This is a genomic window from Acinetobacter sp. YH12252, from assembly GCF_013417365.1.
In the GTDB taxonomy this organism is placed as follows: domain Bacteria; phylum Pseudomonadota; class Gammaproteobacteria; order Pseudomonadales; family Moraxellaceae; genus Acinetobacter; species Acinetobacter towneri.
This window is the reverse complement of sequence record NZ_VPEA01000003.1, coordinates 1-23,950: the sequence shown is the minus strand read 5'-3', so window position 1 is coordinate 23,950 and position 23,950 is coordinate 1. Positions and strand designations below refer to the sequence as shown.

Genomic DNA, 23,950 nt, shown 5'->3' with positions numbered 1-23,950 from the left:
TTTATTCATTATGCAGATTCCTTTTGAATGCTATGCAAAAGTTTAGCGTAATCTTCTACCGCAAGACGAGGGCCGAATTGAGAAACCACTTCACTTGAAATCAGAATGGCAAGTTGAGCTGCAGTTTGGAAACCTAAGCCTGCATTGAGTGCATACAGGAATGAACCTGCAAAGGCATCACCCGCACCGTTGGCATCAACAGCAGTGACTTGACGACCTGGTACAGAAAAAGCGTTGTTGCCATCATAAATTAGGGCACCTTGTGCGCTCAATGTAATGACAATGTATTTGCTTTTTTGTTTTAGTTGTTCTAATGCCGCTTCAGCCGTTTCCGTTCCTGTGTACATCATGGCTTCTTGCTGGTTACAGAAGATCAAATCCACACCATCATCTAGTAACTCATCCAAACCTTCACGCGCATATTGCACCATGGCAGGATCAGATAAAGTCAGTGCAATTTTAACCTGATTGGCTTTGGCAATTTCACGCGCTTGTTTTACCGCAGCACGTGCAGTATCACTAGTAGATAAATAACCTTCGATATAAAGCCATTTTGCTGTTTTAAGTGGCTCAAAATCAATTTGTGTAGCAGAAAGTTCTGCGGTAATGCCCAAGTAAGTGTGCATGGTACGTTCAGAGTCATCACTCACAAGTACCATACAAGTCCCTGTAACGCCTTCACTGACCGATTTGGTTGTGGTGTGAATACCTGCTTCATTTAAGCCTTTGAGGTAAATATCACCCAATTCATCGTTACCAACACGGCAGGCATAGAAGGCTTGACCACCTAAAGCACTAAATGCAACGGTGGTATTTGCGGCAGAACCACCCGAAGCTTGGCCTTTATGTCTTTGTGTTTTAATTAAGTTGTTGTATAAATTTGCTTGTGTTTCACCATCGGTTAATTGCATAGTACCTTTTTGCAAGCTATGTTGAATGAGAAAGTCATCCGAGACTTGAAATTCTTGGTCAATTAATGCATTACCAATTGCAAAAAGGTCAACAGTTGCCATGTCTTTAAATCACAGTCAAAATTAAAAACGCTAAGTTTACACCAATGCTCAGGATTGCTGTAGTTTCATGAATAAAATTCAGCTGAATGAATGTTATTGATGAAAAATAGGGGTTTAGCAGAGTTATCAGGAAGGTTAGATGAACATCGAAATTAAAGAAGCACAAGAGTTACCAACGCAAATTCAGACTTTGGCCAAACATGCTGCTCAAGAAGGCTTTGATTTTGTCCATCGTTTAATTGAAGAATGGGAAAGTGGTAAAAACCGCTTTAATCAGCCTGGTGAGTTTTTATTGTTTGTTTACGATGGTGATCAATTGGTTGCATGTGGTGGCTTAAACCAGCAATGGAATGAGCAAGATATTGAAAGTCGTATTGGACGTGTACGTCGTTTTTATGTTTTGCCAAATTATCGTAAACATGGCGTAGGCAAACAGCTCTTGCAACATTTAGAGAAAAAAGCACGTGCTAATTTTTCGGCGTTGTGTTTAAACACTGATACCAAATCGGCAGCGCATTTTTATCAAAAACAGAATTATGTGTATGTCGAAAATCATCCAAACTATAGTTATTTTAAATACCTGATCTAGTTTTGCTCATGCTACAGCCAGTGCAGCGCAGCATTTTGTTGATACTTTGCAAATTTCAATCAATTTAGTCGGGTTTTCAACGTGAATTATCTAAAGAACTAAAGCTATAATGGCTTTAGTTTTTTATTTGCTTATTTTTAGGAGATCACATGACTGTAGATGTCACTGAAACCATTTCCCAGACTGTACATCCTGCGTTTCAGTTGGTACGTCAACACCATGTTGAAGCCTTAGACATTTTAGTGTCTGAATTTAAACATAAAGTTACAGGTGCGGTGCATTATCACTTAGCGACAGAACATGATGAAAATGTTTTTTTAGTCGCATTTCGCACTCTGCCGATGGATTCCAAAGGTGAGGCGCATATTTTAGAGCATACTGTGTTGTGTGGTTCTGAAAAATTCCCTGTACGTGACCCGTTCTTTTTAATGATTCGTCGTTCATTGAATACTTTTATGAACGCATTTACCGCGGCAGATTGGACAGCTTATCCATTTGCAACACAAAACAAAAAAGATTTCCAAAACCTGCTTGCGGTGTATATGGATGCGGCTTTTGCAGCCAATTTAAATCCTCTCGATTTTGCTCAGGAAGGTATTCGTATTGAGCTGGAAAATGGCGAGCCTGTTTATAAAGGCGTGGTATTTAATGAAATGAAAGGTGCGATGAGTTCGCCATCCGATCAGCTTTATCACCAATTGGCTTATCATTTATTCCCTGAAACAACTTACCACTACAATTCAGGTGGCGACCCGAAAGATATTCCAGATTTAACCTATCAAGAATTGGTAGATTTTTATAAGTCACATTATCACCCAAGTAATGCGGTATTTATGACTTTTGGCAATACGCCTGCATACGATTTACAAGAACAGTTTGAACAGTTGGCTTTGGCGAAATTTGAACAGGGCGAAACGTTGTATTCGAAGCCTGAGCGTCGTTTAGCTGCGCCAGTGGCAGTGACTGAAAGTTATGCAGTCGATGCAGAAGAACTCAAAGATAAAACTTATCATGTTTTGGCGTGGTTATTGCCTGAAGCAAGCGATATTAAATTACGCTTAGGTATGCGTTTGGTTGAAGGTGTTTTACTTGAAAATTCTGCATCACCACTGCGTCATTATTTGGAAACTTGGGCGCATGCACAATCTACAGGGCCATTGATGGGCGTGGATGATTCCAACTTTGAAATGACCTTCTTCTGTGGTGTGCAAGGTTCTAACCCTGAACATGCAGCAGAATTTCAGGCGGGCGTTTTAAAAGTTTTACAAGACGTGGCTGCGCAGCCTGTAGATACGGCTTTGGTTGATGCAATTTTGCATCAAATTGAATTGCATCAGCGTGAAATTAATGGCGATGGTATGCCATACGGGTTGAGCTTGATTTTAAATGGTTTAAGCAGTGCAATTCACCACAATGACCCAATTCAGGTGTGGGATGTAGATACCGCAATTGAACAAGTCAAAGAAGAACTTAAAGACCCAATGTGGTTATCGCAATTAATTCAGACACATTTAATTGATAACCCACACCGTGTGCAAATGACTTTGGTACCGGATGCAGAAAAATCGGCCAAAGATACTGCACTTGAAAAAGCACGTTTGGCTGAAATTGGCGCACAACTCACAGATGAGCAAAAAGCAGAAATCGTCGCGCAAACGGAAGCTTTAAAAGTCCGTCAAGATACGCCCGATGATTTGAACTTATTGCCAAAAGTTGGTTTGGAAGATGTGCCTGCAGCCTTGCATATTGTGCAGGGTGAGTTGCGTGAAATTATCAGTAACCGCATTGATTATCCTTTAAATTTATATCATGCAGGAACCAATGGAATTTACTATCAGCAAGTGTTGATTCAAATTCCTGATGAAATTGTTCAATCGCCATATTTTAATTTGCTGTCTATTTTGATGGGCGAAGTGGGTGCAGGTGAATACGACTATTTAGAATTACAACAGCTACAAACCGCAGTCAGCGGTGGTTTGGGCATGGGCGCATCTTTACGCTCTAAAGTCGATGACAAAAATCAGATCAGTGCATGGCTCACTTTAACCACTAAGTCTTTGGTGAATAATCTTGAAGCCATCCGCTTGCTGAAACTGGCATTTGAGCAATTACGTTTTGATGAAAAAGACCGTATTATCGAGCTATTACAACAACGTAAAACCCGTTGGCAGTCGCGTTTGTCGGGTTCGGGGCACAGTTATGCCATGCAAATTGCAGGACGTCATCACAGTGCTTTGGCACAGCGCGATTACAACAACACAGGTTTGGGCGCATTAAATTGGTTGGCAGACTTGGTTGCTAAAATTGAAAAAGATGCAGCGGAATACGAGAAATTGATTGCTGAATTGCAATTGATTCACCATAAATTACTGCAAGCACCTAAGCAATTTTTGTTAGTATGTGAAGAACATCAATCCGATCGTTTGGTCGAAGAAGTTCAAGAAGTTTGGGATAAACTTATTGTTGCAGAAAATCCTGCTGCTTTAACTCAAGTTCCTGTAGATCATTCAACGCAAGATCAGGCATGGTTGATTCAAGCCAATGTGCAATTCTGTGCGGCTGCGTATCCTGCGGTGGAAGTGTCGCATCCTGATGCTGCACCTTTGATGGTATTGGCTGCATATTTGCGCAATGGTTTCTTACACAGCGCAATCCGTGAAAAAGGCGGTGCTTACGGTGGCGGTGCAAGCTACGATGGCAATGCATGTTCATTCCGTTTTTACAGTTATCGTGATCCACGCTTGGCAGAAACTTTCGCAGACTTTGAAGCGAGTATTGATTGGTTATTTAATGCAGAGCAATTGCCGCATCAACTAGAAGAAGCGATTTTAGGTTTAATTGCTAGTATGGATAATCCAGGTTCGCCTGCAGGTGAAGCGATTACTGCATGTTATGCATTATTGCACGCGCGTACACCCTCATTCCGCACAGTATTACGTGAGCGTTTATTGGCGGTGACTTTAGACGATTTAAAACGTGTTGCGGAGCAATATTTGCGTCAGCAGCAAGCATCTAAAGCCGTAGTCGCACCTGTGTCAAAACGTGAAGCATTGCTCGAACTTGGTTTTGAAATTAAACAAGTGAACTGATACGTGAAATAACAACGAAAACTTAGGGGGATTTATGAGCGCGTTCAAACTGTTTGAACGCACAGGACTGTCGCTGAGTGTTGCCGCACTCAGCACTGTGTTTGTGGCGAAAACCTATGCACAAGACCCAGCTAGCTTAGTTGCACCTGCAACACCTGAAGCCTGTGTGGCTTTAGAGTCAAATGCTGATCGTTTGGTGTGTTACGATGCTCTGTTTAAAATTCCTGAAGCAGAAAAAACAGCGCTGATTAGCGAACGTCAAGCTGCTCAGGCACTAGCGCCTGAACCCGAAACGGTGACAGAAAAAATTGCAGTGGGTGTGAGTAATTTATTTTCTTTTGATGTACCAAAGCTTGATCCGAATGTATCTTTACTGGATAAGCGCTGGGAGCTTTCACCCGATAGCAAATTAGGCACATGGAATTTACGTGCTTATCAACCTGTGTATTTGATGCCTACTTTTTGGACGTCCGATAAAAATGAACGTCCACAAAGCTTGAATGAGCAAAATACCGTTCCCGTGGGTAAGGAGCAAAACCTGACCTCAATGGAAACCAAATTTCAGCTGTCTTTAAAAACCAAAGCGGTAGAAAATCTGTTGGGTGATAACGGTGATGTGTGGCTAGGTTATACCCAGTCATCACGTTGGCAAGTTTACAATGGTGATGAGTCACGCCCATTTCGTGAAACCAATTATGAGCCTGAAGCCAGTTTAATGTTCCGTACCAATTATCAGCTTTTTGGTTTACATGGGCGTTTGATGGGGCTGACATTGAATCACCAGTCCAATGGTCGTTCTGATCCATTATCACGCAGTTGGAATCGGGTGATTTTTAATTTAGGTTTTGAAAAAGACAATTTTGCCTTGATGTTACGTCCGTGGTATCGCATTGAAGAAGACCGCAGTGATGACAATAACCCTGAAATTAAAAATTATATCGGGCGTGGCGATATGTTGGCATTTTATCGCTGGAAAGAGCATGACTTTTCTTTGATGCTTCGTCATAGCTTAAAAGGCGGTGATGACGCGCACGGTGCAGCACAGTTTGACTGGGTTTTCCCAATCAGTGGAAAATTACGCGGTCATTTCCAGTTGTTTGATGGTTATGGCGAAAGCCTGATTGATTATAACCACCGCGCCACCTATGTTGGTTTGGGTGTGTCTTTAATGAATTGGTTTTAAGTAGATTAAGATTGATTTCTCATTATTGCTCGCTGAATATAAAACGCCAATCTTGAAGATTGGCGTTTGTTTTTGAAGTCGGATCGTATCCAGCTTTTATCCAACTTGAATATCTGCGGTTGGATGTTTAAGTCGGCTTTTTTGTGGTGTGGCGATTAAATAAGCCAAAGTCAGCGGCCCTAAACGACCTGCAAACATCAACAACATTAAAATAATTAAGCTGGCAGGTTGTAATTCACCTGTAACACCACGGGATAAACCCACCGTGCACGCTGCAGATACAGCCTCAAACAACAGGTCTAAAAAATTCAGTTTCGGTTCAAGGGCAAGTAAGCTAAACAAACCGAGGCAAATTAACATACCTGTGATGCTGATCACCGCCAAAGCTTTAAAGGTGGTACGTTCAGGTACAGCATGATTAAACACACGCACCTCATCTGAACGTCTTAAAAAACTGATCACACTTAAAATGACAATAATAAATGTGCCAACTTTAATACCGCCTGCGGTACTGAGCGAACCACCACCAATAAACATCAGAAGCATGGTGAGCAAGGTCGAGCTATTTTGCATACTTGCGACATCTAGACTATTAAAGCCTGATGAGCGAGGAACGGTAGCGTGAAACCATGCATTGAGGGCTTGATCGCCAATACTCATGGCTGCAAGTGTATGTGGATTATTGGCTTCAATCGCCCAAATCAGCAGAAAGGCCACAAAGTTTAAACCAGCAATGGTCGATAAAATCAGCTTGCTATTGGGTGAGAGTTTTTTCCAGCGTTTGGCACGTTTAATATCCATGAGTACCACAAAACCAATACCGCCAATGATATACAGCATACTAATAGTTAAGGTAATCAGGTATTGATCTGCAAAACTCATTAAGCTATTGGGAAATAATGAAAATCCACCATTGTTAAAGGCTGAAACACTATAGAAAGCCGCATAGAAAAATGCATCGCTAAATGGATAATCCTGCATCCATGCCAAGGTTAAAATAACCGTGCCAATCCCTTCAAAAAACAATGAGTAGAGCAACACGCTTTTAATGGTCATCGACACTTTAGACAGGTTGGTTTGCCCAATGGTGTCTTGCGCCATGATTTGTTGTTTTAAACCAATTTTGGATGACAAACTTAAAACCGCTAAAATCGCAAAAGTCATAAAACCTAAGCCACCACATTGTAACAACAACATAATGACCATTTGCCCAAATACGGTATAAGCATCGCCAATATTCACTACAGACAATCCAGTGATCGTCACTGCAGATGTAGCAGTAAATAAGGCATTAATCCAACTCATCTCGCCATGATGGGAAATGGGCAGTTTCAGCAAGATTGTGCCAATGCTAATAAAGCTTAAAAAGCCCAGTGCCAAAAGACTGGGTGGGCTTAAATTGACAGTTTTGATTGGTTGTTTCGCTGTTTTTTTCATTCTGACTTAAATTGTTTAGATAAGCGTTTTAATGGTTCAAGTTGTCCTTCAACCACCAAAATATCATCTGTTTGTAGCATTAAATTGGATTCAAGCGTATAGAAAATCGTTTCGGCACGTTTAAACAGTAAAAGTTTAACTTCGGGTGCATGTGACATCAGACTATGAATGCGCGTGCCATGCAAGTTGTCTTTAATTTTTACTTTTACAATATAGTGGTTGTCGTTTAGGCTCATATAACGACTCACCATCGGATAACTCAGCGATTGCGCGATGCGAACGCCCATATCTTCTTCAGGGTGAATAATTTTACTTACGCCCAAATGGGTCAAAATCATGGTGTGCGCTTTACTTTTGGCTTTAACGTAAATTTTAGAAATACCCAAATTCTTTAAATTTAAGACACATAAAATACTGGCTTCAATATCTTCACCAATGGCGACCACCACTGCATCACAATTTTGAATATTCAGTTCTTCCAAAACGTGTTCATCGGTTGCATCGGCAATCACCGCATGGGTAATTTGATCGGCAATGTTTTCTACAAACTTTTTATTGCTATCAATCCCAATGACATCATGGTTGAGTTTGACCAATTGTGTCGCCACAGTTGCACCAAAGCTACCTAAACCAATGACAGCAAATTGTGTCATAGCATCATCCTGAAAAATTATATTATTCTTCCAATATTCTAAAATATTTTAGGGCTCTATACTGTAGCAATATGACTAAAAAACCGCTGAAATCAGCGGTTTTTTGCACTTATTGAGATGTGTGATCGGTTATTTTAAGAAACGCTGATAACCCAAGTTATTAGTAATCTCTTGGTATGGATAAGTGATCTTTTCCAAAGTTTCAATTAAACCATCTGGGTTCTGTTTGGCATCCGAAGCTTCTAAACCGACCAATACACGGCCTTCCGCTGCACCGTGGTTACGGTAATGGAACAGGGTGATGTTATGGGTTGGGCCTAAGCGCTCCAAGAAAGTCAGTAATGCACCCGGACGCTCTGGAAATTCCACACGGAATAGACGTTCATTTTCAATATCGGCATGACCACCGACCAAATAACGAATGTGTAGTTTTGCTACTTCATCATCCGACAAATCATCAACATCGTACTGGGTTTTGAGTAACTCATAAATGTCGTGGCGTTCTTTTTCACCAGATTTTAAGCTGATGCCGACAAAGACTTGTGCAGCAGTAGCATCGCTGGCGCGGTAGTTAAACTCGGTGATATTACGACCTTGCAGCGCACGGCAGAAGTTAAGGAACGCACCTTTTTCTTCTGGAATGGTCACGGCAAAAATTGCTTCTTTATGTTCACCGAGTTCAGTACGTTCCGCAATATAGCGTAAACGGTCAAAGTTCATGTTTGCGCCACAGACAATTGACACAATATTTTTATTTTGCAATTGGTGTTGCTCGACATATTTTTTGATGCCTGCCAAAGCCATTGCACCTGAAGGTTCTACAATGCTGCGGTTTTCATCAAAGGTGTCTTTAATTGCCGCACAGATTTCATCGGTATTCACCAAAACTACATCGCGCTCAACAATTGGGCCTGATTGATCTGATTTTTGTAGTTGTAAAACTTCAAACGGTTTCTCACCAATTTGTGCGACAGCAGTACCATCGGCAAATAAACCCACTTGCGGCAAAATAACCCGTTCATTGGCTTCAAAAGCCGCTTTTAAGCAAGCCGATTCATCATATTCTACAGGAATGACTTTGACATGCGGTGCGACATCGCCCAAGTAGGCTGCAACACCTGCAATTAAACCGCCACCACCAACAGCAACGAAAACATATTCGACATCGCGCCATTGACGCAAAATTTCATTGGCAATCGTACCTTGACCTGCCATGACCAATTCATCGTCATACGGTGGAATAAAAGTCATGCCTTCATCTTGGGCACGTTGAATTGCATATTTGTTGGCAACATCAAATGAGTCACCATGTAATACCACTTCGCCACCCAAGCGTTTTACCGCTTGTACTTTAATATCTGGCGTGGTTTTAGGCATAACGATAATGGCGCGAATGCCCAGTTTTTGCCCAGACAATGCTACACCTTGCGCATGGTTGCCTGCAGAGGCAGTAATTACACCACGTTCAAGTTGGTCTTTGGGTAATTGGCTAATACGGTTATACGCACCACGCAATTTAAAAGAGAATACAGGTTGTAAGTCTTCACGTTTAAAGCGAATGTTATTGTTCAGTTTTTCACTAATTCGTGGCGCTGCGTCGAGTGGGGTTTCGATTGCAACATCGTAGACCGTTGCTTGTAAAATTTGTCGAACCAAACGAGACAGCATGTTAATCTTCCATCTAACAGTTTAAAATAGGGGGTTATTGTAACAAACCCCTGCACATTTGCGCTGTAAAATCGGCAACAAATGTCAAAAATAGTTGAGTGAAGTCATGAGTCTGTATGCTACCCAAGATGAAAAGAAGCAAGCGGCTGCCAAAGCAGCATTAAAACATTTGCCTAAAGGCGGGATTTTGGGGGTAGGTACAGGCAGTACAGTGAATTTCCTGATTGATTTATTGCCTGAATTACAATTAGAAGCAGCTGTGGCAAGTTCTGAAGCGACTGCGGAGCGCTTAAAGAAACTTGGTATTGAAGTGGTCGATATGAACTCTGTGGGCAGTTTAGATGCTTATGTTGATGGTGCAGATGAAATTGACCGTCACATGCACATGATTAAAGGCGGCGGCGCAGCGTTGACCCGTGAAAAAATTGTGGCTTCTATTGCACGTAAGTTTATCTGTATTGTCGATGATTCAAAATGGGTAGAGCAGTTAGGACGTGAGTTTCCATTGCCAATCGAGGTCATTCCAATGGCTCGTTCTGCGGTAGCACGTAAAATTGTGGCTTTAGGTGGCGATCCTGCTTACCGTGAAGGTGTGGTAACTGATAACGGTAACGTGATTTTAGATATTTATAATTTAAATATTTTAAATGCGTTGGAATTAGAAAAAACCTTGAATGATATTCCGGGTGTTGTGACCAATGGTATTTTTGCCATCAATAAAGCAGATATTGCAATTGTAGCGACCAATAACGGCATTGAAGAACGTACTGCGGTTTAATTCGTCTCCCAAGTCCCTTGTTTTTAATGGGGGGCTTTTCTTCCTCCTTTATTAAAGGAGGGGTCGGGGAGGATTTAATAAAAGAACAACAATGACATTATCCGACTTACCTGAAATTCAAATCACACCACATGCAAAAGCAACACGTTTACGTTTGCGTGTCGAGCCGCATCAAATTCGCTTAACTGTACCGAAATATTGTACTCAGCGACAAATTCAGGATTTTTTGCAGCAATCTGAACAGTGGATGATTGAAACTTGGCATAAACAGCAGGCGCAGCAAGGACTTGTTCGGCGTGAATTGCCAAATCAGTTATCACTTTTTAATTTGGCTAAGCCTTTAAATATTCATTATCAAACACAAAAACACAGTTTTATTTTAGATTTAAAACAGCATTGCCTATGGGTTAGTGACCGCCAACCTGCGGCATATTTAAAAGCCTTTGTTATTGCTTATGCCAAACAAATGTTGCCGATATATTTGCAAACAGTCAGTCATGAAATTGCTTTGCCATTTAAACAGTGCGCAATTCGTCAACCGAAAACCCGTTGGGGCAGTTGCAGTACGCAACAGCATATTATGCTCAATAGCGCCTTGGTGTTGTTTCCTGAACAAATTGTGCGATATGTTGCTGTGCATGAGTTGGCACATACCCGACATTTTGATCATAGTCCTGCGTTTTGGGCTGAAGTGCTGCGGCATGATGTGCACTATTTGCAGCATCGCAAACAGTTAAAAACAACGCCTTTGCCTTGGTGGTGGTATCAATAAAAAAGCCAACACCCACATGATAAGACTACAATGCAAAGGTGTTGCACGTATTGACTACAATCCAAATCATCTTTTATAAAATCAACAGAATAAAGAAAAGCCCCAAAACCCTAGTAAAACAGTTTAGAAAACCAAAACTTCCTGTCATACTATAGCGTTAGCTTAAACATGCTTTTGAATTGAGGTAATGCACGTGATTTCAGTTGGTATTGTCGGTGGTACAGGTTATACAGGCGTTGAATTATTGCGTCTTTTGCTACGACACCCAAATGTAAAAGTAAATGTACTGACTTCACGTACAGAAGCGGGTCGCCGTGTAGATGATATGTTCCCAAGCCTGCGTGGGCACACAAACCTATGCTACTCAGATTTAAACATCGAAGAATTAAAACAGTGTGATGTGGTGTTCTTTGCTACACCGCACGGCGTTGCAATGCAACATGCTGCGGAGCTTGTTGCAGCCAACACCAAAGTGGTCGATTTAGCAGCAGACTTCCGTTTGCAAGATTTAGCACAGTTTGAAAAATGGTATGGCATGCAACATGCTTGCCCAGACATTTTAAAAGATTCAGTTTATGGCTTGTCTGAACTCAACCGGGAACAAATTAAACAAGCACAGGTGATTGGTAACCCAGGGTGTTATCCAACCACAGTGCAACTTGGTTTAGCGCCATTATTTAAACAAGCTGAAGCTTTAGTGAAACCTGAAAGTATTATTATTGATGCAAAATCGGGTGTATCTGGTGCAGGGCGTAAAGCCAGTTTGGGCATGATTTACTCTGAAAATGCCGACAACTTTAAGGCTTATGGCGTTGCGGGGCATCGTCATCATCCAGAAATTGTAGAAGCATTGGAAAATATTTCAGGTCAAAAAGATGTGTTTAATCACATTGTGTTTGTACCGCATTTAGTACCTATGATTCGCGGTATGCTCAGCACCATTTATGTAGATTTAACTGATGCAGGTGATGCAGCAGATTTACAAAGCCTGTATGAGCAGTTTTATGCCAATGAACAGTTTGTAGATGTCATGCCAGCCAACAGTTCACCAGAAACACGCTCAGTACGTGGCGCTAACCAGTTGCGTATCGCATTGTATAAGCCACAACCGAAAAAATTAGTACTTTTGGTGGCACAAGATAACTTGGTGAAAGGTGCAGCAGGGCAAGCAGTACAAAATATGAACCTCATGTTTGGTTTTGCAGAACATGCAGGACTTGAGGTGATTGGTTTATTACCATAAGAACACGTTTTTCAACTTCACACACATTTAGATTTCGATTTAAATGTGTGTTTTGAATGAATCAAAACAAGAGATGACGATGCATAACACCGATACAGAAACCACGTCACAGTCGAATTCAAGCATGACACCCTCATCTACACCGCCAGAAAAAAAGCCATTTCTTGAAAGCAATGCGCCTTTGGCAATTGGTGCTGCCATTTTAATTTTAGGTAGTGGCTTTTTGGGCTATTCAGTCGGGCATCGTCAGGGCTTAACTGTGGTTGGTTACGATGCCGATGCAGAACAACTGGTTGAAGTGGTGCAAGAACAAAAAACGCGTTTGGAAAGTCTGAATAAGAGCTTAAATGCTGCGGTTCAAGAACGCGATGTTGCGGTCAGTAACTCCAATGATTTGTATCAAGCTTTCACTCAAGCAACTGAAGATAAGCAACGTACTGAAGGCATGAGTGCGATTTATCGTGAAGTTTTGCGTCAACGTGGTGGTTTAAGCCTGACCGTGCAAAATCTTGGGGTAAAACCATTACCAGACAATGCTTATGAATATCAGGTCGATTTGATACAAGTGAGTCCAAACAAGCGACGTGCAAGTGGTACGGTAGAACTGCGTTTAATTCAAGGCACAGAAGTGCTGGTTGTTCCGATGGAAGACAGCAATTTTAATTTTGATAATTATGAGCGTTTAACAGGGCGCTGGAGCATGCCTAAAGGCTTTAATCCAGACTTTATTGAAGTCCGTTTAAATGGCGCAACTCCTGTGATTAAACGCTTCAGTTGGAGCAAAGGCAAAGCCGTGGAGGCAGATTCTGCCTTTATTTCTGAAATTCCACAAGCAGAAGCTAGCGCTCAATAATGTGTGATATGTAAAACTTATGCGAACCCAAAAAAGATCCATCTGTTTAAATGAAATTAAAACCACTTTTCATCAATCTGGCTATGTCGATTGGCATTTAACCCCGCGTTTAAGTGTGGATGATGCAGGACATGAAGATGATGGTGATATTGCGGTACAAACTGCGCCGCCACAATTAAAACGCCCACCTTTATATGTTGTCGTTTTAATGAACGATGATTACACCCCAATGGACTTTGTAATTGAAATTTTACAACAATACTTTGCAATGAATCTTGACCAAGCGACTCAAGTAATGCTAACTGTACACTATGAAGGAAAAGGTGTCGCAGGGGTCTATCCGCGGGATATTGCGGAAACGAAAGCGAACCAAGTCAATAATTACGCTCGATCACAAGGTCATCCATTACTTTGTCAGATTGAGCCTAAAGATTAAGGGGGTTACATGCTCAGTCGTCAATTAGAAGTATCACTACGTTTGGCTGTTAGCATGGCTCGTCAAAAGAGACACGAGTTTCTAACGGTTGAACATTTATTATTGGCTTTATTAGACAATGATTCGGCAGTCAATGCACTCAAGGCGTGTGGTGCAGATGTTATTGTGCTGCGTAAAGAACTCGAAGAATATGTAGAACAACATACCCCTAAACTTGCTGAAAATAACGATCAGGCGCCGCACCCGACCGAAAGTTTTGACCGCATTTTGCAGCGTGGTATTTTCCATGTGCAATCTAGCGGTGGTGACCGTACGGTTGAAGGCGCAGATATTTTAGTGGCAATGTACTCTGAACGTGATTCATTTGCCGTGTATCTACTCAAGCGTCATCAAATTAACCGTTTGACCTTAACGCAATACCTATCACACGGGACCCGTAAAGATGAAACACAAGCTGAAGAAGAAATTGAAGAGTTAGATGGTGAAAGTTCAAGCTCTGCCAATGCAGGCCCGCTTGAGCTTTACACGCTGAATTTAAATACCGAAGCTCAAAAGGGTAAAACCGATCCGTTAATTGGGCGTGAAAAAGAAATTGAGCGTGCTGCACAAATTCTATGCCGTCGTCGTAAGAACAACCCATTGTTGGTGGGTGATCCAGGCGTGGGTAAAACCTCTATTGCCGAAGGTCTGGCGTGGCTGATTGTGAATGGTAAAGCGCCAAAACCACTCGAAAATGCCGAAGTATATAGTTTGGATATCGGTGCGTTGGTAGCGGGTACAAAATACCGTGGTGACTTTGAAAAGCGTTTAAAACAACTGTTAAATGCCTTGAAAAAGAAACCTGATGCCATTTTATTTATTGACGAAATCCACATGATTATTGGTGCAGGCTCAAGCATGGGCAGCACTATGGATGCATCAAATTTAATTAAACCTGCGTTGGCAAATGGTACTTTGCGTTGCATTGGCTCGACGACATTCCAAGAATATCGTCAGGTATTTGAAAAAGACCATGCACTTTCACGCCGTTTCCAAAAAATTGATGTGAATGAGCCTTCAATTTCAGAAACGATTGATATTTTACGTGGTTTAAAATCGAAATTTGAAGAATTTCACCATGTTAAATATGATGATAAAGCATTGGTGTCTGCGGTAGAGTTATCGGCCAAATTTATCAATGACCGTTTCTTGCCAGACAAAGCCATTGATGTGATTGATGAAGCAGGTGCGCAGCGCCGTTTAAGAGCTGAGCAAGATGATACTTTAATCACAGTAGAAAATATTGAAGATATCGTCTCTAAAATTGCACGTATTCCACCTAAAACCGTATCGAAAGATGACAAGACTGTACTTGAACATCTTGAGCGTGATTTAAAACGTGTGGTCTTTGGTCAAGATGAAGCTATTGAAGCGTTAGCATCAGCAATTAAACTGTCACGTGCTGGTTTAAAAACACCAGACAAACCAGTGGGTAGTTTTGTATTTGCTGGCCCGACAGGCGTTGGTAAAACCGAAGTTACCAAGCAGTTGGCAAAACTGTTGGGTGTGGAATTGGTTCGCTTTGATATGTCTGAGTACATGGAGCGCCATGCCGTTTCACGTTTAATTGGTGCACCTCCAGGCTATGTCGGTTTTGATCAGGGTGGCTTACTCACCGATGCGATTCATAAAAATCCGCATTGTGTGTTGTTGTTGGATGAAATTGAAAAAGCGCATCCTGATGTATTTAACCTATTGCTGCAAATTATGGATCATGGTTCATTGACGGATAATAATGGTCGTAAATCAGACTTCCGTAATGTGATTTTGGTTCTGACCACTAATATTGGTGCGGAAAGTATTTCCCGCGTGAGCATTGGTTTCATGGATCAAGACAACAGTAATGACAACCAAGAAGCGATGAAAAAAGCCTTCTCACCTGAGTTCCGTAACCGTTTGGATGGGGTCATTCAATTTAAAGCTTTACCTACTACAGTAATTGAAAATGTAGTGGATAAATTCTTGACTGAATTACAAGCGCAGTTGGATGATAAAAAAGTCATTCTTGAGGTTGATCAAGATGCGCGTGAATGGATGGCTGAGCATGGATATGATCGCTTAATGGGCGCACGTCCAATGCAACGTCTGATTCAGGAACACTTGAAAAAGCCATTGGCAGAAATGATTCTGTTTGGTGAACTTGCAGAACAGGGCGGTAATGTGGCTGTTTCTGTGAAGAAAGAGAACGGTAAGGCAGTCGGTTTGAAACTTGAAGTCTTTGAAGATCAAACGGCTGAACCAGCCTAATCAATCCTTATTTGAATTTTGAAAATAACCCATGTTGAACATGGGTTATTTTTTATGAATTCGCAGATGCGTGAACTTGAATCGTTACTGCTAAAAGAGAGACCACATAGGATTTATGGATTTTCAGATCACTAAAATTGCCAGCACAACGTTCTTGTTTTTTGTTACGGCAGTTATGGAAATATTAGGCTGTTATTTTCCTTATTTGATTTTAAATCAGGGGAAATCACAGTGGTTATGGCTGCCAACAATTTTAGCCTTAGCGGCTTTTGTGTGGTTATTGACTCTACATCCTGCGGCATCGGGGCGAATTTATGCGGCTTATGGTGGTATTTATATTTGTACAGCCTTGATTTGGTTAAAGTATGTAGATCAAGTCAATTTAACACGTTGGGATATGTTCGGTGGAATGATAGTAGTTTTAGGCGCATTGATCATTATTTTACAACCGCAAGGTTTAATACGTTAGGTTATATTTGGGTTTACGCATTAAACCTTAGGCATTAAATCTTAAAGCTGAGGTTGTTTTAGTTTTAAATACAGTTCAGTCTGCTTTAAATTGGCACTCGCTATTTGCCAATTGCACATTAAACTGGGTTTTTTCTGCACTGAGTTTTAAGTTCAATACATAGGGATTTACCCGTTGGAACTGATGCTCAAAAATAGATTCACAATTATGAATTAAGTTTTGTTTAATCATATTTTTGACATTGTTATAACCCGTACTTTCTACAAACTGCGTGAAGTCAGGTGAAATAATCATGCCACGAATATTGATTTGTTTGTCTGTCGCCGTACTTTGTTCAATCACTGTATTTTGATCGACCTGATAAGGCATAGTACGAGAATCTTCATCACTAATGACATCTAAAATTTCATTTAAAGCGACGATATTTTGAATTTTATAATCTGCACTTAGAATCTTTTGTTGGACTAAATATTGATCTAATTCACTGGCTTTGGCATAGAGTGAAGCACTCGCGATCAGTGTAGTAGTGCACAGCGTAATTGTGGCAAGTGTTTTATCAATCATATTGTTTATCTAGGCTCTTTTAGAAATTTTAGAAAAATAGACCATAACTCAAGATTATAGCGAGCCAAATAAAAAAACAGCACCTTTTGGTGCTGTTTGTAACAAAACTCATCAAAGTTTTGTGAATATTTAAGACGGGTTTTAAAGCTTAGTCTTTTTTAAGATTTTCATTCAATAAAAACTCAACCAATGCTTTTTGAGCATGTAGGCGGTTTTCTGCTTCATCCCACACCACAGCATTTTTGTGATCGAGCATGTTTTCAGAAATTTCTTCACCACGGTGCGCAGGTAAGCAGTGCATAAATAAACAATCAGGGTGTGCTAAATCCATCAAGCGTTCATTCACTTGATAGTCTGCAAACGCTTTTTCACGGATTTTTTGTTCTTCTTCCTGTCCCATGCTTGCCCAAACATCGGTCACAATCAGGTCAGCATTCACTGCTGCATCTTCAGCAGAATCGACCAATTCTACGCAGTGTGCAAATTCAGACAGGAAGCGCTGTTCTGGCTCATAACCTTTCGGTGTCGCAATTTTTAAATTAAAGCCCCACATGTGTGCTGCTTCAATATATGAGTTACACATATTGTTGCCATCACCAATCCACGCCACAGTTTTACCTTCAATTGAACCACGGTGTTCAACATAGGTTTGCATGTCTGCAAGGAGTTGGCATGGGTGATGATCGTCAGTTAAGGCATTGATCACAGGAACTTTAGAGTAAGAAGCAAAGCGTTCTACAATGTCGTGACCAAAGGTACGAATCATCACAATGTCAAGCATACTTGAAATGACGCGTGCAGAATCTTCAATTGGCTCACCGCGACCTAATTGTGTGTCACGTGATGATAGGAAAATTGCGCTGCCACCAAACTGACTCATACCTGCTTCAAACGATACACGAGTTCGGGTACTAGATTTTTCAAAAATCATTCCCAAGACTTTGCCCACAAAGGGTTGGAAAACTTCATTGTTATGCTGTTTACGCTTAAGCTCAATGGCGCGTTGCAAAATTTGATTCAGTTCTAAAGTCGATAAATCGCGTAATGTTAGAAAGTGACGTAGAGCCATTCGTTACTCCACAATAATTGCTGAATGAGAAAAACAACAATTAGTTGTTGGTTGGTTAAGTGAAAAAGGGAATCGGCTAATATACTATAGGATGAAGAAATTGCAAAAAAACTAGACTTTTTGATGGGCGTCTAGAAAGCGATCTACACAATAACTTACATAATTGATTGTTTCTTGTTCAGTTTCTTGTTTTGGAATGCCCATAATAATGCGCCATTCTAAATTTCTTAAAATTCCAAAATACAATTGTGCCGAATAAACAGGGTGTTCGCAGCGAATGAGTCCTTGTTGGCTGGCATGCTCTAGCACTTTGGCAATGCACAATTGAACGTGTAGAGGGCCACGTTCATGGATATGTAAAGCAATGTCGGGGTTGCGCTGACTTTGCTCTAAAACTAAACGCATAAAAGCTGCATTTTCAGGCGCTAGTATATGATGATAAAAATTCAGCAAGGTCTGAATTAAATAACCACGTAAATTGGAATCTATTTGTTCAAAAGGGATGTGAATATCCTGAAAAAACTTGTCACGGCGATAATCACAAATCGCTTTAAACAAGCCTTCTTTATTGCCAAAGTATTTATAAATAGAAGCTTTAGAACCGCCAGCATGTTGCACAATATCATCTAAAGATACGGCATCGTAGCCACGTTCTAAAAACAGATCAGTTGCACTGACGAGCAGCGCCACACATCGCTCATGTCCACGCTTTGTAGGAGGGACATCTTTACCGAAAGGGGTTAAATGAGCGATATCTTGCATATTGGATAATATTTCAGCAAATGATCAAAGGGAGAGATTGTTATTATAGCAAATTTATGCACAGCGTGCTGTGTTGAAGTGTACGGGCAGCGTGCTTGAATTCAGAAAAAATAGAAATACACTCAAAATAAGCAAAATTTTGCTTATTTAGTATGCAAAAAAGCTATGTTTATTAAATTTAAATAATAAGCAATATCACGAAAATTTATTGTGCAATAAAATTTCGAATTATTTGACTAAAGTTTTAGAGCATAGATTCTAAAAAGTCATGGCGCAGCTTTGCATTCCCGATATACTCAAACCTCGAAAAATATAGTAAGAAAAGCGGAAAGGAAGATGACAGAACAAACATCTGCGGGCTTAAGATTCAGACAAGCCTTGGAAGTCGAAAAGCCATTACAAATTATCGGCACGGTAAATGCTTATGCTGCCATGATGGCAAAACAAGTGGGCTATAAAGCCATTTATTTATCTGGTGCAGGTGTTGCCAACTATTCTTACGGTTTACCTGACTTGGGCATGACCAGTTTAGACAACGTCTTGGAAGATGTACGTCGTATTACTGAGCGTGTTGATACACCATTATTGGTGGATATTGACACAGGTTGGGGCGGTGCATTCAATATTGCCCGCAGTATTAAACAAATGATTGCTGCGGGTGCTGCTGCAGTTCATATTGAAGATCAGGTTGCACAAAAGCGTTGTGGACATCGTCCAAACAAAGAAATTGTAACCCAGCAAGAAATGGTTGATCGTATTAAAGCGGCTGTTGATGCGAAAACCGATTCAAACTTTGTAGTCATGGCACGTACTGATGCCTTGCAAAAAGAAGGTTTACAGGCGGTTATTGACCGTGCTTGCGCATGTGTGGAAGCGGGTGCAGATGCAATTTTTGCAGAAGCTATGACTGATATTACCATGTATAAAACTGTATGTGATGCCGTAGGTGTACCTGTATTGGCAAACATTACCGAGTTTGGTGATACCCCTTATTACACCACTGAAGAATTGGCTGAGCAGGGCATTCGCATGGTGTTGTATCCACTTTCACCAACTCGTGCTATGCAAAAAGCAGCACTTGAAGTGATGCAATCCATTCGTAAAGATGGCACGCAAGTGAATGTCTTAGACAAAATGCAACAACGTAAAGAATTATACGAATTCCTTGATTATCATACTTTTGAAAATACATTAGACAAGCTGTTCAAACAGGAGAATTAAAAAAATGGCTGAAGGAAAAGTACTCACAGGCGCAGGATTGCGTGGACAAGTGGCAGGTAAAACCTCACTCTCAACTGTTGGTAAAAGTGGCGCAGGCTTAACTTACCGTGGTTATGATGTGCAAGACTTGGCAGAAAACTGTCAGTTTGAAGAAGTTGCATACTTGATTTTCTTTGGTGAATTGCCGACTTCAGAGCAATTGGCTGCCTATAAAGCAAAATTGAAATCTTTACGTGCATTGCCTCAAGCACTCAAAGAAGTGCTTGAGCGTATTCCTGCAGATTCACACCCAATGGATGTGATGCGTACAGGTGTTTCAATGCTAGGTAACTTAGAAACCGAACAGTCATTTGAACAGCAACAAGATGTAGCAGACCGCATCTTGGCGACTTTGCCAGCTATTATTTGCTACTGGTATCGTTATAGCCACGATGGCGTGCGTATTGAAGAAAATACGGATGATGATTCAATTGGCGCACAATTCCTGCATTTATTACGTGGTGAAAAACCAAATGAATTGCATGAACAAGTCATGAATGTGTCATTAATTTTGTATGCAGAGCATGAGTTCAACGCATCAACATTTACAGCACGTGTTTGCGCATCAACTTTGTCTGACATGCATTCATGTATTACAGGCGCGATTGGTTCATTACGTGGCCCATTACACGGTGGCGCGAATGAAGCAGCGATGGAAATGATTGAAAATTGGACATCGCCAGAAGAAGCTGAACGTGAAATGCTAGGCAAGTTGGAACGTAAAGAAAAGATCATGGGCTTTGGTCATGCGATTTATAAAGACAATGATCCACGTAACGGCATCATCAAAATCTGGTCTGAGCGTTTAGCGCAAGATGTAGGTGATACAGTACTTTATCCTGTATCGGTGCGTTGTGAAGAAGTGATGTGGCGTGAGAAGAAATTATTCTGTAATGCTGACTTCTTCCATGCGTCTGCGTATCACTTTATGGGTATTGCGACCAAACTATTTACACCAATCTTTGTGATGAGCCGTGTAACAGGTTGGGCAGCACACGTGATGGAACAGCGTGCAGATAACCGTATTATCCGCCCAAGTGCAGATTATACAGGCCCAGAATTGCGTAAAGTTGTACCAATTGCAGAGCGTTCGGCTGCTTAATTGGTTGTCTAAAAAGCTGTACCGTGCATGAACATCGTGTGATGCAGCAGTTTAGGCTGAAGATAAGGTTTCATTGTTAAGCAATGGAACCTTATTTTTTTTGAGGTTTGGATGAGGGTAGTCAAAAATACAATGAGTAATTATTGAAGCGTTAGAGAATTAAAAAAGATCGGGCGTACGATAGCGCATTTTTAAATATTTGATCATAAAAGAAGGTTGTTGTATTTTGTTTCTTAAGGTTGTAAATGGTTGCATGATTGGCTAAAATTTATTCCATAATTAATATGAGGAAAAAGCAATGTCACATGTAGCAGTTAAAATCGACAGCGATATTGTTGAATCAGCAAAGATTTACGGGATGGCTGAAAGTAGAAGTGCAACTAAACAAATTGAGTACTGGGCTAAAATTGGAAAAATCGCACAAGACAATCCCGATTTAACTTTTCAAGATATAGCAGATTTGTTGCTTAGTATGGCGCATGTCAAAGCAGGGAATACAACACCATATAGCTTTGGTTGAGTTCAATGAATATACAACAAACTCCCCTATTTGAACGGACAGTGAAAAAACTAACCAAGCAGCAGAAAAAAGATGTTGATAATGCCGTAATAACCGTTTGGAATAATCCTGATATCGGAGAAGCTAAAGTGGGGGATTTAGCAGGAGTATTTGTTTATAAATTTAAAATGGACAAACAGCTTGTGCTACTGGCTTACTCTGTGAGTGATGACGAAATCATGACACTCTATCTTTTAAAATTGGGCAGTCATGAGAATTTTTATAGAGACTTAAAAAGATAGGTTTACTTCAGGGTGCAGTACAAGTGTTTGTATCTTGCATTAGATCAATCAGGTCTTGAGCGACTAACAGAGTGAGCTGTTCTAGTCGTTGTAATGGATTGCCATCTAAAAAATATTTGTACTGAAAAGTTTGCTGCTGATAATGAATGGCGATAAAAAATGTCCCTACAGGTTTTTCTGGTGTGGCACTGCCGCCTGGTTTCAGTAACCCTGTGCATGCCACAATAAAATCAGCATGTTGAAATAGTTTTTTGCCTTGAACTGCCATGGCTTGTGTGACTTCTGCGGATTCAGCGGTATAGGTGGCAATTAAGTCACTATTCACATGCAAAATCTCACGTTTAATGCTTGGGTCGTAACTGACTAATCCACCAAGTAAAATATTGGCACCGCTATTTTTATAAATAGAAAACTGACTACATAAGTAACCTGAGCTGGCACTTTCAATAAAAGCCACAGTCTGTTGGCGTTGTTCAAGTATGGCACAGCATTGTTTGAGCATGATAAATCTGCAAGTGAATAGAATAAGTTGCTCAAGTGTACTGAATTTTGTCGACTTGTGCGAAAAAACATCAAAAAGTGAAATGCTAAAATAAGAATGTTCACGATTTAACTGCCTATAAATACAGCAAAATTTACAATTATAGGTTTAATCGTGGCATGAACGGTGATACAAATAAAAGTAAAGCAAAAAGTAATAAAAAGGATGCTGTGATGAAAACAACGGTGAAATATATCGTTTTAAAAAGTTTGGACTATCAACTTGGTACATCATTATTTGAGGATGAAATTGATGCTGATGCACAATATTTTGACCAAATTCCAAGCATTATTGAATATCAAAACTTGCACTTTAAAGTCGTGAGTAAAGAACAAAAGCGTTTACAACTGATTGAGGAAAATGAGGAGCATCAAACCATCATTGTCAGAGTTCTGGTGATTTAAAGTCATTTCAATCTAAATTAAACAGAGCTTCCATATAATAGCAGACTGGTTGAGCATCAGTGGAGCGTATCGAAGTTGGTGCTTTTTGACCGCTAGATGAAAAAAATTGTACTTCACATCACAAGAAAAATTGAAGAATTGATTAAAAATGCCAACTATGTCACATATTTGTGTTGGTGTTTTTATCGATTAGCATTTTTCAAACAGGCTTGTAATGGCTTAAATAAGTTTATGTTTTTTAGGTTAATTTTTTATTTTAACTGACTTCTAAATGGGATAGAGAAAATTAATTAAAAACATCTTAAAAATATAATCAGGACAGATAGAAAAAATATAATTGAATTTTAACGTATTTTTTGAATATGTCTTACATTTTATTTTTTATTATATTGTTAAATAATAAAGTGTTTTTCTTAGATAAAATTAAAAAAACAGTGTATTTTCTTTATTAGAATTGAGCATTTTTGTTATTGCTGTGTATAGTCCTTGCATCTCACAATAGTGAGGAAGTTTAAAGGGGCTAAATATAATGAATCATAATGCAATTATCATGATGACGCTGATCATTTTAGCTGTGGGATTTTCTCTAGGCATTTATGTGTATTTTGAACAAAAGAGAAAGCAAAATGAAGAAATTCAGCTGATCATTACAGAAGCAAGACAGGGTCTAGTAGAGTTAGATCGGAAATAATAATCTAGGTGTAAATCGTATACTTCGATGCGGATCCAATGGGATAAGCTGTCATTAAAAAGTAAACATGTATTCTTTTCCGAATTGGTTTGATACTCTCTCCACCCATTGCTCTATTTTATCAGCTGTCATGACTTGAAAATCTCGCCAATAATATTTGATCTGCTTCCATACCATCTCGATTCGATTTAACTCAGGGCTATAAGCTGGAATAAAATACAAATTCGTCGAAAAGTTACTTTTAAGTAGCTCTCTGTAATCAGCCATCTTTTTACTTCTATGAATCG

Annotated in this window: 25 protein-coding genes; 16 read left to right on the top strand and 9 right to left on the bottom strand. The window is 40.2% G+C overall.

Going from position 1 to position 23,950, the window contains the following annotated elements:
- Positions 1-8: 8 nt before the first annotated feature.
- Positions 9-1,013 carry an adenosine kinase gene (locus FTV28_RS03955; RefSeq protein ID WP_004973415.1) on the bottom strand — a complete coding sequence of 335 codons (1,005 nt, stop codon included), beginning with the start codon at positions 1,011-1,013 and terminating at the stop codon, positions 9-11.
- Between the two features lie 139 nt (positions 1,014-1,152).
- Here FTV28_RS03955 and FTV28_RS03950 point away from each other — a divergent pair, with 139 nt between their 5' ends.
- The 3 genes from FTV28_RS03950 (at position 1,153) to FTV28_RS03940 (ending at position 5,874) form a co-directional block, all read left to right on the top strand.
- Positions 1,153-1,602 (top strand): GNAT family N-acetyltransferase, encoded by a 450-nt coding sequence (locus FTV28_RS03950; RefSeq protein WP_004973417.1) that lies wholly within the window; start codon positions 1,153-1,155, stop codon positions 1,600-1,602.
- Positions 1,603-1,751: 149 nt separating this feature from the next.
- On the top strand, positions 1,752-4,691 hold the full coding sequence (locus FTV28_RS03945) for an insulinase family protein (RefSeq protein ID WP_179989481.1): 2,940 nt from the start codon (positions 1,752-1,754) through the stop codon (positions 4,689-4,691).
- 34 nt (positions 4,692-4,725) lie between these two features.
- Positions 4,726-5,874: a phospholipase A gene (locus tag FTV28_RS03940; RefSeq protein ID WP_179989479.1), complete on the top strand. Its 1,149-nt coding sequence runs from the start codon at positions 4,726-4,728 to the stop codon at positions 5,872-5,874.
- A 96-nt stretch (positions 5,875-5,970) separates the two neighbouring features.
- Here FTV28_RS03940 and FTV28_RS03935 read toward each other — a convergent pair whose 3' ends face one another.
- The 3 genes from FTV28_RS03935 to ilvA form a co-directional block, all read right to left on the bottom strand.
- The gene (locus FTV28_RS03935; RefSeq protein ID WP_004973423.1) at positions 5,971-7,311 is read right to left on the bottom strand and encodes a TrkH family potassium uptake protein; all 1,341 of its coding nucleotides are present in this window, start codon (positions 7,309-7,311) and stop codon (positions 5,971-5,973) included.
- Entirely contained in the window at positions 7,308-7,964 is a 657-nt protein-coding gene (locus tag FTV28_RS03930; RefSeq protein ID WP_096901585.1) for a TrkA family potassium uptake protein, read from the bottom strand. The genes FTV28_RS03935 and FTV28_RS03930 overlap by 4 nt, the downstream gene beginning before the upstream one ends.
- Before the next feature lie 129 nt (positions 7,965-8,093).
- Positions 8,094-9,632, bottom strand: coding sequence for a threonine ammonia-lyase, biosynthetic (gene ilvA, locus FTV28_RS03925; protein ID WP_019837302.1), 1,539 nt, complete (start codon positions 9,630-9,632; stop codon positions 8,094-8,096).
- A 106-nt stretch (positions 9,633-9,738) separates the two neighbouring features.
- On the opposite strand from ilvA, the gene rpiA reads away from it, so the two are divergent.
- The 7 genes from rpiA to FTV28_RS03890 all read left to right on the top strand — a co-directional run bounded on the left by rpiA (position 9,739) and on the right by FTV28_RS03890 (position 16,469).
- Entirely contained in the window at positions 9,739-10,410 is a 672-nt protein-coding gene (rpiA, locus tag FTV28_RS03920) for a ribose-5-phosphate isomerase RpiA (RefSeq protein WP_004973429.1), read from the top strand.
- Positions 10,411-10,501: 91 nt separating this feature from the next.
- The gene (locus tag FTV28_RS03915; RefSeq protein ID WP_179989477.1) at positions 10,502-11,182 is read left to right on the top strand and encodes a M48 family metallopeptidase; all 681 of its coding nucleotides are present in this window, start codon (positions 10,502-10,504) and stop codon (positions 11,180-11,182) included.
- Between the two features lie 187 nt (positions 11,183-11,369).
- Positions 11,370-12,425 carry an N-acetyl-gamma-glutamyl-phosphate reductase gene (argC, locus tag FTV28_RS03910; RefSeq protein ID WP_171062573.1) on the top strand — a complete coding sequence of 352 codons (1,056 nt, stop codon included), beginning with the start codon at positions 11,370-11,372 and terminating at the stop codon, positions 12,423-12,425.
- Positions 12,426-12,504: 79 nt separating this feature from the next.
- Entirely contained in the window at positions 12,505-13,278 is a 774-nt protein-coding gene (locus FTV28_RS03905) for a DUF6776 family protein (RefSeq protein WP_179989475.1), read from the top strand.
- A gap of 19 nt (positions 13,279-13,297) precedes the next feature.
- Positions 13,298-13,714 carry an ATP-dependent Clp protease adapter ClpS gene (gene clpS, locus FTV28_RS03900; protein WP_004973438.1) on the top strand — a complete coding sequence of 139 codons (417 nt, stop codon included), beginning with the start codon at positions 13,298-13,300 and terminating at the stop codon, positions 13,712-13,714.
- 9 nt (positions 13,715-13,723) lie between these two features.
- Positions 13,724-16,000, top strand: a complete 2,277-nt coding sequence (gene clpA / locus FTV28_RS03895; protein ID WP_179989473.1) for an ATP-dependent Clp protease ATP-binding subunit ClpA — start codon at positions 13,724-13,726, stop codon at positions 15,998-16,000.
- Positions 16,001-16,115: 115 nt separating this feature from the next.
- Entirely contained in the window at positions 16,116-16,469 is a 354-nt protein-coding gene (locus FTV28_RS03890; RefSeq protein ID WP_004973443.1) for a YnfA family protein, read from the top strand.
- 75 nt (positions 16,470-16,544) lie between these two features.
- Here the strand turns inward: FTV28_RS03890 and FTV28_RS03885 are convergent, their stop codons facing one another.
- From FTV28_RS03885 to FTV28_RS03875, 3 genes are all read right to left on the bottom strand, one after another.
- A complete protein-coding gene (locus tag FTV28_RS03885) occupies positions 16,545-17,033 on the bottom strand; it encodes a hypothetical protein (RefSeq protein WP_004973445.1) in 489 nt (162 codons plus the stop codon).
- Between the two features lie 148 nt (positions 17,034-17,181).
- A complete protein-coding gene (gene argF, locus FTV28_RS03880; RefSeq protein WP_179989471.1) occupies positions 17,182-18,102 on the bottom strand; it encodes an ornithine carbamoyltransferase in 921 nt (306 codons plus the stop codon).
- A gap of 111 nt (positions 18,103-18,213) precedes the next feature.
- Positions 18,214-18,864, bottom strand: a complete 651-nt coding sequence (locus FTV28_RS03875) for a TetR/AcrR family transcriptional regulator (protein WP_168417358.1) — start codon at positions 18,862-18,864, stop codon at positions 18,214-18,216.
- A 336-nt stretch (positions 18,865-19,200) separates the two neighbouring features.
- Here FTV28_RS03875 and prpB point away from each other — a divergent pair, with 336 nt between their 5' ends.
- The 4 genes from prpB to FTV28_RS03855 all read left to right on the top strand — a co-directional run bounded on the left by prpB (position 19,201) and on the right by FTV28_RS03855 (position 22,027).
- Complete coding sequence (gene prpB / locus FTV28_RS03870) at positions 19,201-20,085, top strand: methylisocitrate lyase (protein ID WP_004973459.1); 885 nt, start codon at positions 19,201-19,203, stop codon at positions 20,083-20,085.
- A gap of 4 nt (positions 20,086-20,089) precedes the next feature.
- Complete coding sequence (gene prpC / locus FTV28_RS03865) at positions 20,090-21,226, top strand: 2-methylcitrate synthase (RefSeq protein ID WP_004973461.1); 1,137 nt, start codon at positions 20,090-20,092, stop codon at positions 21,224-21,226.
- 298 nt (positions 21,227-21,524) lie between these two features.
- Positions 21,525-21,746 (top strand): hypothetical protein, encoded by a 222-nt coding sequence (locus tag FTV28_RS03860; RefSeq protein WP_004973462.1) that lies wholly within the window; start codon positions 21,525-21,527, stop codon positions 21,744-21,746.
- Positions 21,747-21,751: 5 nt separating this feature from the next.
- Entirely contained in the window at positions 21,752-22,027 is a 276-nt protein-coding gene (locus FTV28_RS03855) for a type II toxin-antitoxin system RelE/ParE family toxin (protein WP_004973465.1), read from the top strand.
- Between the two features lie 7 nt (positions 22,028-22,034).
- On the opposite strand, the gene FTV28_RS03850 is transcribed toward FTV28_RS03855, so the two are convergent.
- The gene (locus FTV28_RS03850) at positions 22,035-22,529 is read right to left on the bottom strand and encodes a CinA family protein (protein ID WP_096901591.1); all 495 of its coding nucleotides are present in this window, start codon (positions 22,527-22,529) and stop codon (positions 22,035-22,037) included.
- 212 nt (positions 22,530-22,741) lie between these two features.
- Between FTV28_RS03850 and FTV28_RS03845 the strand changes: the two genes are divergently transcribed.
- Both FTV28_RS03845 and FTV28_RS03840 read left to right on the top strand, forming a co-directional pair.
- Positions 22,742-22,972, top strand: coding sequence for a hypothetical protein (locus tag FTV28_RS03845; protein ID WP_167846030.1), 231 nt, complete (start codon positions 22,742-22,744; stop codon positions 22,970-22,972).
- Between the two features lie 529 nt (positions 22,973-23,501).
- Positions 23,502-23,663 carry a hypothetical protein gene (locus tag FTV28_RS03840; RefSeq protein ID WP_004973471.1) on the top strand — a complete coding sequence of 54 codons (162 nt, stop codon included), beginning with the start codon at positions 23,502-23,504 and terminating at the stop codon, positions 23,661-23,663.
- A 54-nt stretch (positions 23,664-23,717) separates the two neighbouring features.
- On the opposite strand, the gene FTV28_RS03835 is transcribed toward FTV28_RS03840, so the two are convergent.
- Positions 23,718-23,950, bottom strand: a 233-nt coding sequence (locus tag FTV28_RS03835) for a transposase (RefSeq protein WP_179989469.1), incomplete at its 5' end; no start/stop codon positions are given.

Coding starts and splice junctions, on each gene's coding strand:
- FTV28_RS03955 (WP_004973415.1), bottom strand. CDS start 1,013: ATGGCAACTGTTGACCTTTTTGCAATTGGTAATGCATTAATTGACCAA.
- FTV28_RS03950 (WP_004973417.1), top strand. CDS start 1,153: ATGAACATCGAAATTAAAGAAGCACAAGAGTTACCAACGCAAATTCAG.
- FTV28_RS03945 (WP_179989481.1), top strand. CDS start 1,752: ATGACTGTAGATGTCACTGAAACCATTTCCCAGACTGTACATCCTGCG.
- FTV28_RS03940 (WP_179989479.1), top strand. CDS start 4,726: ATGAGCGCGTTCAAACTGTTTGAACGCACAGGACTGTCGCTGAGTGTT.
- FTV28_RS03935 (WP_004973423.1), bottom strand. CDS start 7,311: ATGAAAAAAACAGCGAAACAACCAATCAAAACTGTCAATTTAAGCCCA.
- FTV28_RS03930 (WP_096901585.1), bottom strand. CDS start 7,964: ATGACACAATTTGCTGTCATTGGTTTAGGTAGCTTTGGTGCAACTGTG.
- ilvA (WP_019837302.1), bottom strand. CDS start 9,632: ATGCTGTCTCGTTTGGTTCGACAAATTTTACAAGCAACGGTCTACGAT.
- rpiA (WP_004973429.1), top strand. CDS start 9,739: ATGAGTCTGTATGCTACCCAAGATGAAAAGAAGCAAGCGGCTGCCAAA.
- FTV28_RS03915 (WP_179989477.1), top strand. CDS start 10,502: ATGACATTATCCGACTTACCTGAAATTCAAATCACACCACATGCAAAA.
- argC (WP_171062573.1), top strand. CDS start 11,370: ATGCACGTGATTTCAGTTGGTATTGTCGGTGGTACAGGTTATACAGGC.
- FTV28_RS03905 (WP_179989475.1), top strand. CDS start 12,505: ATGCATAACACCGATACAGAAACCACGTCACAGTCGAATTCAAGCATG.
- clpS (WP_004973438.1), top strand. CDS start 13,298: ATGCGAACCCAAAAAAGATCCATCTGTTTAAATGAAATTAAAACCACT.
- clpA (WP_179989473.1), top strand. CDS start 13,724: ATGCTCAGTCGTCAATTAGAAGTATCACTACGTTTGGCTGTTAGCATG.
- FTV28_RS03890 (WP_004973443.1), top strand. CDS start 16,116: ATGGATTTTCAGATCACTAAAATTGCCAGCACAACGTTCTTGTTTTTT.
- FTV28_RS03885 (WP_004973445.1), bottom strand. CDS start 17,033: ATGATTGATAAAACACTTGCCACAATTACGCTGTGCACTACTACACTG.
- argF (WP_179989471.1), bottom strand. CDS start 18,102: ATGGCTCTACGTCACTTTCTAACATTACGCGATTTATCGACTTTAGAA.
- FTV28_RS03875 (WP_168417358.1), bottom strand. CDS start 18,864: ATGCAAGATATCGCTCATTTAACCCCTTTCGGTAAAGATGTCCCTCCT.
- prpB (WP_004973459.1), top strand. CDS start 19,201: ATGACAGAACAAACATCTGCGGGCTTAAGATTCAGACAAGCCTTGGAA.
- prpC (WP_004973461.1), top strand. CDS start 20,090: ATGGCTGAAGGAAAAGTACTCACAGGCGCAGGATTGCGTGGACAAGTG.
- FTV28_RS03860 (WP_004973462.1), top strand. CDS start 21,525: ATGTCACATGTAGCAGTTAAAATCGACAGCGATATTGTTGAATCAGCA.
- FTV28_RS03855 (WP_004973465.1), top strand. CDS start 21,752: ATGAATATACAACAAACTCCCCTATTTGAACGGACAGTGAAAAAACTA.
- FTV28_RS03850 (WP_096901591.1), bottom strand. CDS start 22,529: ATGCTCAAACAATGCTGTGCCATACTTGAACAACGCCAACAGACTGTG.
- FTV28_RS03845 (WP_167846030.1), top strand. CDS start 22,742: ATGAAAACAACGGTGAAATATATCGTTTTAAAAAGTTTGGACTATCAA.
- FTV28_RS03840 (WP_004973471.1), top strand. CDS start 23,502: ATGAATCATAATGCAATTATCATGATGACGCTGATCATTTTAGCTGTG.